This window comes from Nocardioides marmorisolisilvae (assembly GCF_003725775.1).
GTDB classification, from domain to species: domain Bacteria; phylum Actinomycetota; class Actinomycetes; order Propionibacteriales; family Nocardioidaceae; genus Marmoricola; species Marmoricola marmorisolisilvae.
In genome coordinates this window covers 401,656-418,974 of the sequence record NZ_RJSG01000003.1, presented here as the reverse complement: position 1 = coordinate 418,974, position 17,319 = coordinate 401,656, and the positions used below count along the sequence as shown (strand labels likewise).

Below are 17,319 nucleotides of genomic sequence, written 5' to 3'. Positions count from 1 at the left end.
ACCAATGGCACAGTCGGTGCTGTCATCGACCTGTGCAGACAACGATGTTCGTACCGCAGGCCCCGTCCGTGCAGGCCCGGATCGCCCACGCCGGTGCCCGGCTGTTCGTCAGCCCACTCGAGCACGTGATCCCGTCGGGGCCCCTCGGCGTCAGGATCACCCGCCGGGTCATCGCAGGCTTCATGGCCCTGGTCAGCGAGCGAGCCGCGGGGGTCGAGGTCCAGCCCGTCGACGTGCAGACGCGAGCACACGGCCGCATCAAGGGTGAGTGGGCGCTGCCGGAGGGATCCGCCGGAGACGGGGTCGTGCTCTACATCCACGGCAGCGGCTACAACCTGTGCTCGGTGGGCACCCACCGGGCGCTGGTCACCCAGATCGCGAAGAGGTCCGGGCTCACCGTCTTCTCGACCGAGTACCGCCTCGCCCCCGAGCACCCGTTCCCGGCCGCCCCGGACGACGTCGCTCGCGCCTACGACTGGCTGCTCGCCCAGGGATGGAGCCCGGACCAGGTCGTGATCGCCGGGGACTCCGCCGGCGGGCACATGACCCTCGGCCTGGGCGTCGAGCTGCTCCGCGACGGCCGCGAGCTCCCGGCCGGCCTGGTGATGCTCTCGCCGCTCGCCGATCCGTCCTGCGACCTGATGGAGCAACGCGAGCAGCTGGTCCGCGACCCGTTGATCTCGGCCGACGGGGTGCGCCGGCTCTTCGCGCACTACCTGCGCGACACCGACCCCAAGCACCCGCGGCTGACCCACGTGCTCGTCGAGGGCGAGGTGCTCCCGCCGACCCTGATCCAGGCCGGCGGTGCCGAGTTCCTGGCCGCCGATGCCCACCACATCCACGACATGCTCGCCGCGGTCGGCACCGACGTGACCCTGGAGGTCTGGCCCGGTCAGCTGCACGTCTTCCAGGCCCAGCCACGGATCGTTCCCGAGGCGCACCGGGCGCTGGACCGGGCCACCACGTTCATGACCGGAGCACTCGCCCGTCGACGGGCCGAGCGCAGCAGCGCGGAGGTGACCGCATGAAGCGCAGTCGGGACTCACGAGCCGTCGTCACCGGAGCCGGCAGCGGCATCGGCCAGGCCTTCGCGGTCGAGCTCGGTCGCCGCGGCGGCAGCGTCGTGGTCAGCGACGTCGACATGGTCGGCGCCCAGCGGACCGTCGACGCGATCACCGACCAGGGCGGCAAGGCCGTGGCGCTGCGCTGCGACGTCTCGGTGCTCGAGGAGGTCCGCCAGCTCGCCGACGACGCCCAGGACTTCTTCGGTGCCGAACCGACCCTGGTGGTCAACAACGCCGGCGTCGGTGCAGGCGGTCAGCTGGTCGGGGACGTGCCGATCGACGACTGGCGCTGGACGCTCGGCATCAACCTGTGGGGGCCGATCCACGGCTGCCACGTCTTCGCGCCGATCCTGCGCGAGCACGACTACGGAGGCATCATCAACGTCGCGTCGGCCGCCAGCTTCGGGGCGGCACCGCGGATGGCGGCGTACAACGTCAGCAAGGCCGGCGTCCTCTCGCTCTCGGAGACGCTGGCGGCCGAGATGGCCGGGACCGGGGTGCACGTCAGCGTGCTCTGCCCGACCTTCGTGAAGACCAACATCGTCAGCAACGGCCGGATCAACCCGAGCTCGACCGCCGCCGCCAACCGGCTGATGCGCCTGACCGGGATGTCACCGGCGAAGGTCGCCCGGGTCTGCCTGGACGCCAACGACCGCGGCACCCTGCACGTCCTCCCGCAGCTCGACGCCAAGGTCGGCTGGCAGATCAAGCGCACCGTGCCGGGCCTCTACACCCGCGCCGCCGGGCTCCTGGAGCGCTTCGGCCCGCTGCGCGACGAGGACGTCGACAATCCCGAGCTCACCGATCTCGACCTCACCCGAGTAGAAGGGCGTTGACCATGGCCGGCATGGACATGGAGCTGATACTCCAGAAGATCAAGGACAAGCAGTGGGCGCTCGCCGACATCGACTGGGACGCCCCGGGTGCTGAGACGATCACGGAAGAGTTCCGCCCCAAGCTGAAGGCCTTCATGGCCGACCTGTGCTGGATCGAGAACGTCGGTGCCCGCGGGTTCGCGGCGCTGGCGACCAAGGCGCCGAATCCGACCATCGCCGAGATCTACCGCTACTTCCACGCCGAGGAGCAGCGCCACGCGAACGCCGAGCTGGCGCTGATGCGGCGCTGGGGGATGCTCGAGGAGGACGAGATCCCCGAGCCCAGCGTGAACATCCGGATGGCCATCGAGTGGCTCGACACCTACGGCGACGAGATGCCGCTCTCGGTGCTCGGCACGGTGATCCCGATGCTCGAGGTGGCCCTCGACGGCGCCCTGCTGAAGTTCCTGCTCGAGGAGGTGCACGACCCGGTCTGCCACCAGGTCTTCGAGCGGATCAACAACGACGAGTCCCGGCACATCGCGGTCGACTTCGAGGTGCTCGACATGATCGGGCACGCCAAGGCCCGCAAGCTCGCGGTGGACTTCGTCGGCAACGTCGCCTCGCCCGGGCTGATCATCGGCGCTCTGATGTACGTGCCGCTGCTGAACCGCACCCGCAACAACCTGGTCGGCATGGGCATGGACCCGGAGCGGCTGTACACCGCGATGGCACGCTTCGAGAAGCTCGGGTCGCGTGGCGAGTTCACCCACCGCGTCCCGCTCTACCAGGTGATCCGGCAGCACGCCTCGATGGTGATCAATCCGAAACACCCGTACCACCTGCTCGCCAACGCGATGGTGACGATCTCCGAGCACTACCCGAAGGCGCTCTTCCGTCCGATCCCGACCTGGTTCAAGGAGCTCACCTACGAGCCCGTCACCAAGGGCGTGAAGAAGGGGATGAACGCGGCGTGACCATCACGGCGAACAAGCCCCGGAAGCGGGCAGCGAAGAAACCGCCGCACGTGCACACGACGGTCGTGATCGGCGCCGGCTTCACCGGGCTGGGCACCGCGATCAAGCTGCGCGAGGCCGGGATCGAGGATCTCGTGATCCTGGAGCGGGCCGACCGCGTCGGCGGGACCTGGCGCGACGCGACCTACCCGGGCGCTGCGTGCGACATCCCCTCGCTGCTCTACTCGTTCTCGTTCGCGAAGAACCCGAACTGGTCGCGCACCTACTCCCCGAGCGCGGAGATCTGCGCGCACATCGAGGAGCTCGCCGAGCGGTTCGACCTGACCAAGGACATCCGCTTCGGGGCCGAGGTGACCTCGATGGCCTTCGACAAGGCCGAGGGGCGCTGGACCGTCGAGACCGCCGGCGGGACGGCGTACCTGGCGCGCACCGTGGTCGTCGCCTCCGGTCCGCTCTCGGAGTCCAGCCTCCCGAAGATGCGCGGCATCGAGGACTACCAGGGCGCGAAGATCCACAGCGCGCGGTGGGACCACGACTTCGACTTCGCCGGCAAGGACGTCGCCGTCATCGGCACCGGTGCCAGCGCCATCCAGATCATCCCCGAGCTGGTGAAGACGGCCGGTTCGGTGAAGGTCTTCCAGCGCACTGCCGGCTGGGTGCTGCCGCGCGTCGACGTGGAGACACCGGACGTCGCCAAGGCGGTGTTCGCGAAGCTGCCGCTGGCCCAGCAGGCCGCCCGGACCGCGCTGTACCTCGGGCACGAGGCCGCCGCGACGGGCCTGGTCTGGGACACCCCGGTCACCACGCTGATCCAGAAGGCCGGTCTGCTGCACCTGCGGCTGGCGGTCAAGGACAAGTGGCTGCGCCGCCAGCTCACCCCGGACTTCCGGGCCGGCTGCAAGCGGATGCTGATGTCCAGCGACTACTACCCGGCGCTCCAGCAGGACAACTGCAAGCTGATCACCTGGCCGATCGCGACGCTGACGGAGAAGGGCCTGCGCACCAGCGACGGCCTCGAGCACCACCTCGACGCGATCGTCTTCGCCACCGGGTACGACGTCCAGCTCGGTGGCCCGCCGTACCCGATCACCGGCGCCGAGGGCGCGGTGCTCCAGGAGGAGTGGTCGGGCTACGCCCAGGCCTACAAGAGCGCGAGCGTGCACGGCTACCCGAACCTGTTCTTCAGCTGCGGTCCGAACTCGGGTCCGGGTCACAACTCGCTGCTCGTCTACGTGCAGGGCCAGATCGCCTACGCGGTGGCCGGGGTGCGTGCCGTCGTCGAGCGTGACCTGCGCTGGCTGGACGTGCGGCAGGACGTGCAGGACGAGTACAACGTGCAGATCCAGAAGCGGCTGCGCAGCACGACCTGGATGTCCGGCTGCACCAGCTGGTACCTCACGGCCGACGGCCGGAACTCCTCGATGTATCCGGGATTCGCCACCCAGTACCTTCGTCAGATGCAGGACTTCCGGATCGCCGACTACGAGGTGGCCTCGCACAGCGCGACGCGCCTGTGGAACGCCTCCCAGGCACCCCTGACGGCGGTCTGAGTTGGCCACTCCTCCGATCAACGTCCGCACCGTCGAGAACGTCCTCGAGACGCTCAAGCGCGGCCAGCGCGAGCTGGCCCGGAACCCGCGCGGTGCCGTCGAGGCGGCCGTGAAGCAGCTGCTCTCGCTCGGCCCGGCGCGGGCGCACCCGGAGGCGAAGACCTACCGGATCGACGACCTGGCCCGGGTCAGCGGCGTGACCGTGCGCAACATCCGCGCCTACCAGGAGCGCGACCTGCTGCACCCGCCGCGGCGCGAGGGACGGGTGGCCATCTTCGACGACAGCCACCTGTCCCGGTTGAAGATCATCACCTCGATGCTCGAGCGCGGGTACACGACCGCGCACATCACGGAGATGCTCCAGGCCTGGGAGGGCGGTCTCGACATCTCAGACGTGCTCGGCCTGGAGAACGCGCTGGTGCCGCCGCGGATCGAGGACCCGGCGACGATGATGACGCTGGCCGAGGTGCGCGACCTGGCCGGTGACAAGGAGGCGCTGCTCGCCTACGTCGACGCCGGCCTGGTCGAGATCAAGGGCGCCAACGTCCTGGTCAAGCGTCCCGACCTGCTGCGCGCCTTCGCGGAGATGCGTGGCTTCGGCATGCCCGTCGAGGCGCTGGTCCGGCTGCACACCGACGTCGCGACGCGCGTGGACGAGATCTCCCGCGACCTGGTCAACGAGGGCGTCAAACAGGTCGGTGCCCGCTTGTCGTCGCCGACCGAGCCGAGCAGTGCCGAGCTCGGTGAGGTGGTGGCCACGATGACCCGCTTCCGCGAGCTGGCGATGAGCACCGTCACCGCCACGCTCGCCGAGTCGATGGAGCGCACCATCGAGGGCTTGCTCGCGGACTACCTCGCCCAGACGGTCGCCACGGGCGCCGAGGACGTCGGCTGAGTGATCCGGACCACGCCCCGCGCCGCGGGTCCGCGCGGCAGGGCATGATGACCTGGTGACTTGGTTCGACTCCGCCGACGAGGCCGGCAAGCGTCTCGCCGAAGCCGGCTACCTGGCCGACCCCGCGACCGCGACCACCACCTACCTGGCCGGTGCGCTCGAGAAGCCGCTGCTCGTCGAGGGCCCCGCCGGTGTCGGCAAGACCGAGCTGGCGAAGGCGATCGCGCGGGCGACCGGCGCCGAGCTGATCCGGCTCCAGTGCTACGAGGGCCTGGACGAGGCCCGCGCGCTGTACGAGTGGAACTACAAGAAGCAGCTGCTCCGCATCCAGGCCTCCCAGGGCGACGACCGCAGCTGGTCGGAGACCCACGACGACATCTTCGCCGAGGAGTTCCTGCTCACCCGCCCGCTGCTGACCGCGATCCGTCGGGAAGGCCCGACCGTGCTCCTCATCGACGAGGTCGACAAGACCGACGTCGAGGTCGAGGGCCTGCTGCTCGAGGTGCTCTCCGACTTCCAGGTCACCATCCCCGAGCTCGGCACCGTCTCGGCCGTACGCCGACCGCTGGTGCTGCTCACCTCGAACGCGACCCGCGAGCTGTCCGAGGCGGTCCGCCGGCGCTGCCTCTACCTGCACATCGACTACCCGGACGCGGACCGCGAGCACGCGATCCTCATCGGCCAGGTGCCCGGCATCGAGGACAAGCTCGCGCGCCAGATCGTCGACACGGTCACCCGGTTGCGGGCGCTCGAGCTGCGCAAGTCGCCGTCGATCGCGGAGTCGGTCGACTGGGCCCGCACGCTGGTCGCGCTCGGCACCGGGACGCTCGACCAGGCGACCATCGACGCCACCCTCGGCGTGGTGCTCAAGCACAGCAGCGACGTGGACCGCGCGGTTCGCGAGCTGAAGCTGCGTCAGGCCTGAGCCGTGGCGCTCCTCGACCGGCACATCGCATTCGTCGAGGCCCTGCGCGCGGCGGGGCTCCCGGTCTCGCTGTCCGAGGGGCTCGACGCGGCTGACGCCGTGCTCGCCCTCGGTCTCTCCGAGCGCGAGCTGGTCCGCGCGGCGTACGCGACGACCCTGGTCAAGCGCCAGCCGCACCGCGCCGGCTTCGACCAGGTCTTCGACCTCTACTTCCCAGCGCTCGTCGGTGACCCGACCCGCGCTGAGGACGACCCGGACTCGCTGGTTGAGCCTGTCGAAACCCCGGAAGACGCGCAGGGTGGGCAGCTCGGCGACGGCCCGCAGGACCTGGCCGACTTCCGCGAGCAGCTGGTGATGGCGCTCGGGATGGGCGACCAGGACGCGCTGAACGTGATGGCCCGCGAGGCGGTGCAGCGGTTCGGCCTGATCCGGGGTCGGGGTCCGGGGGAGCAGCGCTGGTCCTCCTACAACGTGATGAACCGGGTCTCACCCGGGCAGCTCGTCGACAAGGTGCTCGAAGGCCTGCTCGCGGACCTCGACAACGACCCGACGATGCGCCGCCTTGTGCAGGCGCAGGTGCTCGCCTTCGAGCGGATGGTCGACGCCGAGGTACGTCGTCGTGCCGCGGAGGTGCGCGGACCCGAGCACGTCGCGAAGTACACCGTGCGCAAGAGCATCGACCAGATCGACTTCACCTCAGCCCGCAAGAGCGACCTCGAGGAGATGCGCAAGGAGATCGGCCCGCTCGCGCGCCGGCTCGCGACCAAGGTCAACCGGCACAAGGCTTCGCGCCAGCGCGGACCGCTCGACTTCCGGCGTACGGTGCGCGCCTCGGTCTCCTCGGGCGGGGTCCCGCTGGAGACGCACCACCGGCCGCGTCGGCCGAGCCGGAGCGACCTGGTCGTGCTCTGCGACGTCAGCGGATCCGTGGCGAACTTCGCCAACTTCACCCTGATGCTGGTCTTCGCGCTGCGCGAGCAGTTCAACCGGGTCCGGGCCTTCACCTTCGTCGACGAGATCCACGAGGTCACCGACCGGTTCCACCCCGGGGCCGACCCGGTGGACACGATGGCCTCGCTCGCGGCGAGCGCGCAGTACGCCAGTCTCTGGGGGCGTACGAACTACGGGCGCGCCTTCACCCGGTTCGCCGAGCTGCACGCGGACGCGCTCACACCGAAGACGAACCTGCTGATCCTCGGCGATGCCCGTTCCAACTACTCCGACCTAGCGCTGCCGGTGCTGCAGCAGATGGTGCAGGACTCGCGGCACGCCTGGTGGCTCAACCCCGAGTCGCCGCGGCACTGGAACACCGGCGACTCCGGAGCGCAGGACTACGCCCGCCTGATCCCGATGATCGAGTGCCGCAATCTGGTGCAGCTCGGCGATTTCGTGCACGACCTCGCGTGATTCCCGGCGTCCGTCTGTTACAGGGGCGGACGTCTTGCGGGAGTTCTCCCCAGCACTGCCCTGAAGGGGCGCGGTTCTTCCCGTAGATCGCCAGTCGGAAACCGTCACTCTCGAAAAATCCTCCTTGTGGACGCGTAATGGCGGCCCCGCGATCGGGTCATATCCGCTGGACACGTGTCGAGTCGCGCACCCGTACCCGGTGCACCACGAGCACGGTCCCCGGCACTGTCGCCGACGGTGCCGCGGCGCGCTCGAGAGGGGACGAGGGATGAGCAAGGCGAGGCACGTACGCAGCAGTGGGGCTCACATCCGACGGGGCAGCAGGGCGGGACGTCTGACCCTGGCAATCGCGATGGGCGGGATCGGGATGCTGGTCTTCCCGGGTGCCCAGCAGGCCGGCGCTGCCGGTGACGACGGGACGGTGAGCGTCCGCGTCGTCCGCGAGATCAACGCGAACGGCATCTGGGACCACACCGCTCCGATCCTCGAGCCGGGTCTGCCCGGAGCGGTCGTCACGGTGACCGACCCGCAGGGACACACCCAGAGCGGACCGACCGACGATCAGGGTCAGCTGACCCTGGACCCCTCGACCTCGAGCCTGACCGGCGGGAAGTACCGCGTCTCGGTCAGCAACCCCGACCCCGCGGTGTTCTCGCCCGCGTTCGCCGCCGCGTCGCCGACCGCCGGCCAGACCTCGCTCTCGCCGTCGGTGGACTTCGTCGACGTCTCCGGCGGGAAGCCGGCCAGCATCACCACCGGGTTCTGGAACCCGTCGGACTACACCCAGGACAACCCGCGGATCATCAGCGCCCACCAGCGCGACGCGGTCTACGGCGTCGGCGCCGGCAGCGTGTACACCGATATCTACGCCTTCAATCGGCAGCACGGCACGATCGCCAACAGCTATGCCAGCGGCAGTGCCGATTCCGGCTTCTACGTCGGCCAGTGCCTGCACTGCGACATCGTCGTCACCGACAACGTCGCGGAGTACAACGCCGTCGGCTACGAGAGCGCCAACTCCACCGGTGTCTCGGTCGTGCGCAACCGGTTCAGTCGCAACCGCGTGGGGCTGACGATGTCCAGCGACTACCAGGAGGCGTTCGCCCCGCAGCGCAAGGCGATCGTGGCCGGCAATGTCGTCAGCGACAACAACGAGGCGCAGACACCCGAGCAAGCCGACGGTGGGTTCGGCATCGGCATCGGGCTCGGTGGCAGCACCGGCGTCGAGGTGCTGAAGAACCGGATCGAGGGCAACCGGTCCGCGGGTCTGCTGGTGAGTCCGGCCGAGGACCTGGCGGCGAAGGACAACACGGCGAAGGGCAACGTCTACGCGGGCAACGGCACCGACCTGGCGTTCTGGTCCTCGGCACAGTCGGGCGGGACGCAGGCGAACTGCCTCGAGCGGCCGGCTGGCGCGACGACCTATCCGCGCCCGTGGAGGGCGGTTCTGGGGTGTGAGTCGGGCAGGGGCCCGCTCAACGATGCCGAGGACATCGCACCGTTCCGGACGGTTCCGGGGCCGGCGGGCATCGCGTTCCTCGACGTCGCCCCGCCCGGGCTGCTGCCGACGATGCCGGGTGACCCCGCATCCGTTCCGTACCGGCGGGCGCAGGCGCCGGACCCGATCGACATCGGATCCCTGACGGTGCCGCCGCGGACCTGGCTGGCCGAGGCCGCCCGACGATCCGCGCGATGACCGGCCCTTCTCGTCGCGCACTGCTGCAGGGCGCCGCCGGACTGGCCGCGCTGTCCGCCTGTTCGAGCGGCCCGGAGCAGGGGTCGCCCACGACGGCGTACGGGGTCCACCAGGCCGGGGTCACCACGGCCCAGCAGGGCTTCGGGAACCTGGTGGTGCTGGACCTCCACCACGCGCCGATCGTGCCGGTGCTCGAGGCGCTCGGCGAGGAGATCGAACGCCTGGTGTCGGGACGCGCGGCGGACGTCCCGGAGCCGGGCGACCTGACCGTGACGGTGGGGGTGGCAGACCCAGGTCTCGTGCTGCCGACCTTCGCTCGCGACACCTTCGGGCCCGAGCACTGCGGTGGCGACCTGGTGCTCCAGGTGTGCGGTAGCGACCCGGTCGCGGTGCTGGCCGCGTCCGACCGGCTGACTCGGGACCACGCCGTGCGCTGGTCGCAGCTCGGGTTCTCCGGCGCTGCCGGCAAGGACGGCTTCGGCCGCAACCTGCTCGGCTTCCACGACGGCATCGTGCAACCGCGGGGGAGGGAGGAGCTGTCGGCCGGCGTGTGGGGAGACGACGGTTCGACGGTGATGGTGGTGCGGCGGATCGTGCTCGACGTCGAGGGGTTCAACGACCTGGCCGTCGATCAGCAGGAGGCCGTGATCGGCCGCCGCAAGAGCACCGGTGCACCGCTCTCAGGAGGCCACCTCACGTCACCGCTCGACCTCGCTGCGAAGACTCCGGCCGGGGCTTACCTGATCCCTGTCGACGCGCACGTGCGGCGAGCCCATCCACTGGCGACCGGACGGCCGCTGATGCTGCGCCGGGGGTACTCGTTCGCGGGCGAGCAGGGCAGCGGACTGCTGTTCATCTCGTTCCAACGGGACCTGGCCGAGTTCATCCAGACGCAGTACCGCCTGGACGCGGGGGACGCGCTCAACCGCTACCTCCGGGTGACCGCGTCCGGGGTGTTCCGGGTGCTCCCCGGCTTCTCCGCGAGCCGTGGTCTAGGTGCTTCGATGAACGCCGATCGCTGATTCCGGGACTTCCGGGAAATCGCTCGACAGCCAGCGCTAGAGTTAACGGTTCCCGATTTCCGCTCGACAAGGACTGCGAAGTTGAACGATGACGTCGCCGCTCGCGAGATCGCTCGCGAGCAGGAGTTCGTCGACACGGTCTACCGCCAGCTCGAGGACTCAGCCCGTTCTGCGGAGGAGCTCGCTGCCGAGGGTCGTGCCCGTGGACAGCTCGGCCACGAGGGTGGACTCGTCGAGCGGGACGCGATGCTGTTCCAGGCCGCGAAGCGGATCGCGACCCTGGACGCCGCGCACGAGGGCCTCGTCTTCGGTCGCCTCGACATGCGCGAGGACGTCGACCCCGAGCCCCGCTACGTCGGCCGCATCGGCCTGCGCGACGGCAACCGCGACATCCTGCTGATCGACTGGCGCGCTCCTGCGGCCGCGGTCTTCTACCAAGCCACCCACGCCGACCCGAAGGGCGTGATCCGACGTCGCATCCTGCGCAGCCAGGGCGTCACCGTGATCGGCGTCGAGGACGACCTGCTCGACCCCGAGGCCGACGAGGCCTCCACCAAGGAGCTCCCGATCGTCGGCGAGGGCGCGCTGATGGCGCAGCTCTCCCGTGCCCGCGACCGCTCGATGCACTCGATCGTCGCGACCATCCAGGCCGAGCAGGACCAGGCGATCCGCGCGCCCGAGAAGGGCGTCGTCCTGATCACCGGTGGTCCGGGTACCGGCAAGACCGTGGTGGCGCTGCACCGCGCGGCCTTCCTGCTCTACGGCGACCGTCGTCGCTACGAGACCGGTGGCGTGCTCGTCGTCGGTCCCTCCGGCGTCTTCATGCGCTACATCGAGCGGGTGCTGCCCTCGCTCGGCGAGACCGCGGTCGCGCTGCGGTCTCTCGGTGACGTCGTCGACGGCATCGCCGCGACGCGTCGTGACGACCCGCGGGTGGCCGAGGTCAAGGGTGCGGCCGAGATGGCGGAGGTGCTGCGGCGCACGGCCCGGCAGTCGGTCCCCGGCGCCCCGCGCGAGTTCCGCACCTTCTACCGCGACGACGTGCTCCTGCTCGGCTCCCGCGAGCTCGGGCAGGTCCGCCGCCAGCTGCTCTCGATGGGTCCGCGGAACCGGTCGACCAACAAGGTCGCCAGCACGTTGATCGACCACCTGTGGCGCCAGGTGAAGTCCGAGCGGGCGCGCGAGCGCACCAAGGAGGACTTCGCCGACGAGATGCGCACCAGCGACGCGTTCCTCGACTTCGCCGCGAGCTGGTGGCCGGTGCTCGACGCCGCCACCGTGCTCGGCTGGCTGCGTGACCACGACGTGCTGCACCGGGTCACCGAGGGCGTGCTCGACGACGAGGCCGTGCGGCTGCTGGCCAAGTCCTGGGGCGAGGAGCTCTCGGTCGAGGACATCCCGCTCGTCGACGAGCTGCGCTACCTGCTCGGTGACCCGCCGCTGGTCGACGACGAGGAGGAGGACCCGCTGGGCCTGGCCGACTCCTCGCTGGCCGAGCTCACCACCGCCTCGGACCGCGAGTACGGCGGCCGCCGGTCATGGGCTCCGCCGACGAACCGCGTCGAGGATGACGGCTACGCGCACGTGCTCATCGACGAGGCGCAGGACCTCACCCCGATGCAGTGGCGGATGGTCGGCCGGCGTGGCCGCTCCGCGACCTGGACGATCGTCGGTGACCCGGCCCAGTCCTCCTGGCCGATCCCGGCCGAGGCGACCAAGGCGCGGGCCGAGGCGCTCGGCACCAAGGACCTGCACGAGTTCCACCTCTCCACCAACTACCGCAACTCCTCTGAGATCTACGCGTTCGCGGCGGCGTACGCGGAGCGGGTGGGCCTGCACGCCGACCTGCCGAACGCGGTGCGCTCGACCGGCAACGACCCGGAGGAGCGGACGGTCACCGACCTCGAGGAGGGCACCCGTACGGCGCTCGCCGACCTCGTCGGCTCGGTCGACGGCACTGTCGGCATCGTGGTCCCGGTCGCCCGGCACGCCGAGGTCTCTCGCTGGCTCGCCAGCTGGCCCGAGTACGCCGAGCAGAGCGCCGGCGACGACGCCCGGGTGGTCGTCCTGACCGGTCTGGAGACCAAGGGTCTGGAGTTCGACGGCATCGCGGTCGTCGAGCCCAACGAGATCGAGCGGGAGTCCAGCACCGGCCGGGCCACCCTGTACGTCGTGCTGACCCGCGCGACTCAGCGCCTGGTCACGCTCTCGCGCGGCTGATCCCGGCGCGTCCCTCTGCTGCCTTCCGCCCGGACCTCAGACTCCAGAATCGCGATTCGCACGTCCCTCTAGCGGTGCTCGGCCCATGGCAACTCTGGCACCTGAGCATCCTCACGATCATGAAGGAATCCGAAACCTTCGGGGTTATCCTGAGGACATCGCCCCCATCGTCCCGTTCGGGCCCGGCGGCGATGGAAAGGTGGTCGCAGTGCGCGACCCCTCCTTCAACCAGCCCCGGGTGGTCGGGCCAGTTGACCATCCGTTGGAACGCCTGTTCGCGGATATTGAGCGATCGCGGCAGGTGCTGCGTCATCTGCTCGACAGCCGCAAGCCCGGTAGCTCGATCCAGGTGCTCGAGGCTCGAGAGGAGTCGCGCGCTGCCCTCGAAAGGTTCGTGGCGACCTTGGTCGCGCACCAGCTTCCGGTCCCACGGAGGATCAACGACGAACTCGCCCTGGTGCGCCGACTGTGCGCCCACGCTCGTGCGCCCTACCGGAAGGTGCTGCCGCCTGAAAAGCGGTCGCAGTCTGATAGCCACCCCGACTGAGCCGGCGTGCAGACGCTGGAGAAGTATCAGGACTGCCGCGATGAACTGCGTCGTCGTTCCGCCGCAAACGATGGGGGTCCACCGGAATTCGAGGGCGGCTCCTATGGCTTGAGAACTCGGTCCCGGTACTCCTGCCAGCGAGCGAAGCTTTCCAATGCTCCGGGGACGGCGAAGAAGTCGCCTGCTGAGCAGTCGAAGGCGCGAACGTCTAAGGAGTGGAGAAGGCCTGCCACAAAGTCTGAGGCCCCGTCGCCGCCGCGCACGTGCAGCATGATCCCGCTGCACATCTCCTCTCGCCCCATGTTGAACTCGATGCTGAACTCTGGTGTCGCCAGTTGACCCCACGACGGATCGGTGAAGTCAACGCTGGGCGCGACCGAGCGAATTCGCTCTATCAGCTCGTTCCGCAGACCAAGTGGAGCCGGCTGGAAGTTGTCTGGGATCTCCGAGACAGAAGTGACGTCTTTGGGAAGGTCTTGGATCAAGATGTCCCAGCTCATGTGCCCATCCTCTCGACTACAGGTCCCACGCGCATCGGCGAGTCGCCGATGCCATCCTTGCAGGCTCCGCCGCGTCTCTGCCGCGTCGCGGCTACAAGTCGATCCAGTCAGTAGCGCCTTCAAACCGAAGCTTGGCTCCTTTGACGGCCAGAGCCCGCAAGACTGCACGCAGGCGACTGACGAGCTCACTCTGGTCTGCGGACCTGAACTCCAGATCAAGGTTGGCGCCGTAGACGCCAGATCCAGATCCCGTGACCTCGACTAGGTCTTGGAACTCCTCAGAGACACCGTCCTCGACGTCGTCCCTGTCAACCTCGAGGCCCACGGGCAACAGCAACTCCGCGAACAAGCTCATGCTCGATAGTTGCATCCGATGCGTGTTCGGTGCCGAACGAGGGCGTGTCCTTCCGCCGCGAGGATGCCTATCGGTCACGGGAGCTTCTGGTTTGTATTGTGCCGACGTGAGGTACAGCCCGAGCTTTGACCACCTTCAACCGCTGGTCGATGCCCTCATCGAATCGGGGAACCCGTCAACCAGCGACGGGTTCCGGACTAACCAAGGTGGCGCCGACTGCGTGATGCGCGATCTGGTGGATCTCCAGATCATCCAGCCACTGATCGAGGCAGACGAGCACGCGTCCAAGATCAAGGCCGATGCCGAGGGGGTGCATTGCTTGCACTGCTGGGCCAGCATCCGGAATCCCGCTGGCTGACTCCAACGGCGGCCTGGCCGCTGCGTCGTTCCGCCCCGTCAGTTAGTCCATGTCGCTGATGCGTTTTGGCCGCTCATCGGGATGTGCGTGCCACCACCGATGATTGAGCGACACCTTGGCGTTCTCGAACAGGTGGTGAACGACCCAGCTCTGAGCGGCCGCGTGGCTTTCGACCGTGGCCAGGTCGGAGCGTTCGCCTCGCTCGGTGTAGAAGATCGACCATCGATCACCGTCTTCCACCAAACAGATACTGTCGTGTGCCCAGCGTGCGGCCTCGCCTTCTGCAACAACGCTTGGGGGGAAACCAGATCGTCTGGCGTGGATAAGCACGTCTTCCTCGCTGATCGTGACCAACTCACGAAACCGGACGTCGTCGATCGTCTTTCCGGGGGGCAGATTCTCGACGGCCCACCGGAAAGCGTCGTAGCTCAGGATCGCTTGGATCTGCTCGTCGTTGCTCGGCACGCGACCATTGTCCCGAACGATCGAATTGTGACGTCAGAACCGGCGCCCTTCCCGGTGCGTCATTCCGCCGCGATGGAGATAGGCAAGAGGAGATCCAGTGGAGATCTCGCCCTCGCGATGCGTGACTACTTACGAGACTGCGGCGTAACGTGCCCGACGTGGGGTACCTGAAACGTGTTCTTGCTGTCCTGCTCACCGCGCTGCTCGCGTTCACCGTCCTGGACGCGGTGCCACGCGCGGACGCTTCCGGCTCCCTGGTGGCGCACGGCAGCGCCCATCAGGTGTGGGCGACCGGGTTGCCGGCCAACGCCGCGGTCCAGCTGGTCAACGCCGCCGGCCACACGGTCGCGAGCCAGCACGCCACCGCCGAGGGCGGGGTTCTGTTCCGCGACGTGACCCCGGCCAGCGGATACCGGATCCGCAAGATCTACAACCGCCAGCTCTCCAACAAGGTCACCGTGCACAGCGACGCCTCGACGCCGTGGACCACCTCGTTCTACAACCAGCCGATCTCGAGCAACGGCTACCAGTACCTGACCACGCGCGACGGCACCCAGTTGGCGATCTCGGTGCACCCGCCGACGAGTCCGGCCGACCTGCCGGGCCTGCCTGCCGGCACGCCGCTGCCGAATGCCGGCATCCCGTACACGCCGCCGTACCCGACGTTGATCGAGTACTCCGGCTACGGCACTGCGACCCCGAAGGGTCCGGAGAACGGCATCGCGACGCTGGCCAACCTGATGGGCTTCGCCGTCGTCGACGTGAGCATGCGCGGCACGGGCTGCTCCGGCGGAGCCTTCGACTTCTTCGAGCCGCTTCAGAACCTCGACGGGTACGACGTGATCGAGACGATCGCGCGCCAGCCGTGGGTCAAGGGGCACACCGTCGGGATGATGGGCATCTCCTACGGCGCGATCAGCCAACTCTTCACCGCGCAGACCCGCCCGCCGCACCTGTCCGCGATCGCGCCGCTTTCGACCATCGACTCGGTGGCGACGACGCTGTTCCCCGGCGGCATCCTGAACACCGGGTTCGCGCTGGCCTGGGCGAAGGACCGCGTCCACGACGCACTGCCGGCGAGTGCGACCGGTGGTCAGCCGTGGGCCCACAAGCAGATCCAGGACGGCGACCAGACCTGCAAGGCGAACCAGGCGCTGCACGGCCAGGCCGTCGACCTGCTCGCGAAGATCAAGGCCAACAGCCACTACATCCCGGCGACCGCCGACCCGCTGGACCCGATCACGTTCGTGCACAAGATCAACGTGCCGGTCTTCCTGGCCTGCCAGTTCGAGGACGAGCAGACCGGTGGGCACTGCCCGGCGCTGGTGCGGCACTTCACCGGGACGACGAAGAAGTGGTTCACCTTCACCAACGGCGCGCACGTCGACTCGCTCGATCCGGAGACGTTCAACCGCTGGTTCGACTTCCTGGAGATCTACGTCGCCCACGAGTCGCCCCTGGTCAGCGGTGCGGTGATCAAGGCGGCCGCGCCGTTGATCTACCAGACCGCGCTCGGCGTGCCGGGGACCGACCTGATGACGCTGCCGCCGGACCCGATCCAGCTCAAGGCGACCTACGCCTCGGCCAAGTCCGCCTTCGAGAAGCTGCCGCGGGTGCGGGTGCTCTTCGACAACGGTGCCGGACAGACCCCGGTCACCGGACTGCTCGACCCGCAACCGGGCAACCCCTACCCGGGCTACGAGCACTCGTTCTCGAACTTCCCGGTCGCGGGCACGACGGCCAAGTCGTGGTACCTGACCGGCGGCGGCAAGCTGATCACCGACGGGCCCGGGTGGGGCGCGACCATCGAGAAGTTCACTGCCGATCCGAAGGCGACTCCGCGCACCAACTACACCGGCGGCACCGGGACCGGCGGGCTGTGGGGCAACCAGTCGCAGTGGGCCTGGAACTGGACCCAGCGCACGTACGGGACCCAGGTCTCGTACCTGACGAGCCCGTTGAAGACCGACACGACCGTTCTCGGCGCGGGTGCGGTCTATGCCTGGGTGCGCTCGTCGAAGCCGAACGTCGACTTCATGGCGACGATCAGCGAGGTCAGCCCTGACGGCAAGGAAACGTACGTGCAGAGCGGCTACGTCCGGGGCAACGGGCGTGCGCTGTCGACGTCGACGAACAACGTGCTCAAGCAGGCGAGCACGTTGCTCGAGCCGGTGCTGAGCATGCGGCTCGCCGACGTCTCACCGCTGCCGAGCGATCACTTCACCAAGCTGCCGATCCCGCTGTATTTCCAGGGCCACGCCTACCGGGCGGGTTCGCGGATCCGGGTGACGATCTCCGCGGTCAACGGCGACCAGCCGATCTGGGCGTTCGCGAACGCGCAGCCGACCAGCCCGGCCACGGTCGCGATCGCGCACTCGGCGTCGATGCCGTCACGGCTCGTGCTGCCGATCGTCCCCGGCCTCTCGGTCCCGACGGCTCGCCCCGACTGCGGAGTGCTCCGGAACGAGCCGTGCCGGACCTACAAGGCGATGAGCAACCGGAGCTACCCGGCTGGCGGGTGAG

General features: G+C 68.9%; 16 protein-coding genes. 13 read left to right on the top strand and 3 right to left on the bottom strand.

The genetic code is table 11. The features are described from left to right. Positions 1–44: 44 nt before the first annotated feature. From EFL95_RS17460 to EFL95_RS17410, 11 genes are all read left to right on the top strand, one after another. Positions 45–1,028, top strand: coding sequence for an alpha/beta hydrolase (locus tag EFL95_RS17460; protein ID WP_123235365.1), 984 nt, complete (start codon positions 45–47; stop codon positions 1,026–1,028). Then, positions 1,025–1,900: an SDR family NAD(P)-dependent oxidoreductase gene (locus tag EFL95_RS17455; RefSeq protein WP_123235364.1), complete on the top strand. Its 876-nt coding sequence runs from the start codon at positions 1,025–1,027 to the stop codon at positions 1,898–1,900. The genes EFL95_RS17460 and EFL95_RS17455 overlap by 4 nt, the downstream gene beginning before the upstream one ends. Before the next feature lie 2 nt (positions 1,901–1,902). Further along, entirely contained in the window at positions 1,903–2,856 is a 954-nt protein-coding gene (locus tag EFL95_RS17450) for a ferritin-like domain-containing protein (protein ID WP_246005019.1), read from the top strand. Continuing rightward, complete coding sequence (locus EFL95_RS17445) at positions 2,853–4,406, top strand: flavin-containing monooxygenase (RefSeq protein ID WP_246005018.1); 1,554 nt, start codon at positions 2,853–2,855, stop codon at positions 4,404–4,406. The genes EFL95_RS17450 and EFL95_RS17445 overlap by 4 nt, the downstream gene beginning before the upstream one ends. A 1-nt stretch (position 4,407) precedes the next feature. Further along, the gene (locus EFL95_RS17440; protein WP_123235363.1) at positions 4,408–5,301 is read left to right on the top strand and encodes a MerR family transcriptional regulator; all 894 of its coding nucleotides are present in this window, start codon (positions 4,408–4,410) and stop codon (positions 5,299–5,301) included. Positions 5,302–5,356: 55 nt separating this feature from the next. Then, positions 5,357–6,226: an AAA family ATPase gene (locus EFL95_RS17435; protein ID WP_221176484.1), complete on the top strand. Its 870-nt coding sequence runs from the start codon at positions 5,357–5,359 to the stop codon at positions 6,224–6,226. Positions 6,227–6,229: 3 nt separating this feature from the next. Next, positions 6,230–7,633 (top strand): vWA domain-containing protein, encoded by a 1,404-nt coding sequence (locus tag EFL95_RS17430; RefSeq protein ID WP_123235361.1) that lies wholly within the window; start codon positions 6,230–6,232, stop codon positions 7,631–7,633. 268 nt (positions 7,634–7,901) lie between these two features. Further along, positions 7,902–9,329, top strand: a complete 1,428-nt coding sequence (locus tag EFL95_RS17425; RefSeq protein ID WP_148045097.1) for a right-handed parallel beta-helix repeat-containing protein — start codon at positions 7,902–7,904, stop codon at positions 9,327–9,329. Then, complete coding sequence (locus EFL95_RS17420) at positions 9,326–10,351, top strand: Dyp-type peroxidase (protein WP_123235359.1); 1,026 nt, start codon at positions 9,326–9,328, stop codon at positions 10,349–10,351. Before EFL95_RS17425 ends, EFL95_RS17420 begins: the two co-directional genes overlap by 4 nt. Positions 10,352–10,432: 81 nt before the next feature. Further along, entirely contained in the window at positions 10,433–12,571 is a 2,139-nt protein-coding gene (locus EFL95_RS17415) for a HelD family protein (RefSeq protein WP_123235358.1), read from the top strand. A 208-nt stretch (positions 12,572–12,779) separates the two neighbouring features. Beyond that, a complete protein-coding gene (locus tag EFL95_RS17410; RefSeq protein WP_123235357.1) occupies positions 12,780–13,118 on the top strand; it encodes a hypothetical protein in 339 nt (112 codons plus the stop codon). A 101-nt stretch (positions 13,119–13,219) separates the two neighbouring features. On the opposite strand, the gene EFL95_RS17405 is transcribed toward EFL95_RS17410, so the two are convergent. Together EFL95_RS17405 and EFL95_RS17400 are read right to left on the bottom strand one after the other, a co-directional pair. Beyond that, on the bottom strand, positions 13,220–13,618 hold the full coding sequence (locus tag EFL95_RS17405) for a hypothetical protein (protein ID WP_123235356.1): 399 nt from the start codon (positions 13,616–13,618) through the stop codon (positions 13,220–13,222). 91 nt (positions 13,619–13,709) lie between these two features. Next, complete coding sequence (locus EFL95_RS17400) at positions 13,710–13,973, bottom strand: hypothetical protein (protein WP_148045096.1); 264 nt, start codon at positions 13,971–13,973, stop codon at positions 13,710–13,712. Between the two features lie 106 nt (positions 13,974–14,079). Between EFL95_RS17400 and EFL95_RS17395 the strand changes: the two genes are divergently transcribed. Beyond that, positions 14,080–14,331, top strand: coding sequence for a hypothetical protein (locus tag EFL95_RS17395; protein WP_123235354.1), 252 nt, complete (start codon positions 14,080–14,082; stop codon positions 14,329–14,331). A 42-nt stretch (positions 14,332–14,373) separates the two neighbouring features. On the opposite strand, the gene EFL95_RS17390 is transcribed toward EFL95_RS17395, so the two are convergent. Beyond that, positions 14,374–14,796: a hypothetical protein gene (locus EFL95_RS17390; protein WP_123235353.1), complete on the bottom strand. Its 423-nt coding sequence runs from the start codon at positions 14,794–14,796 to the stop codon at positions 14,374–14,376. A gap of 158 nt (positions 14,797–14,954) precedes the next feature. Between EFL95_RS17390 and EFL95_RS17385 the strand changes: the two genes are divergently transcribed. After that, on the top strand, positions 14,955–17,318 hold the full coding sequence (locus EFL95_RS17385) for a CocE/NonD family hydrolase (RefSeq protein WP_148045095.1): 2,364 nt from the start codon (positions 14,955–14,957) through the stop codon (positions 17,316–17,318). Position 17,319: the final 1 nt, after the last annotated feature.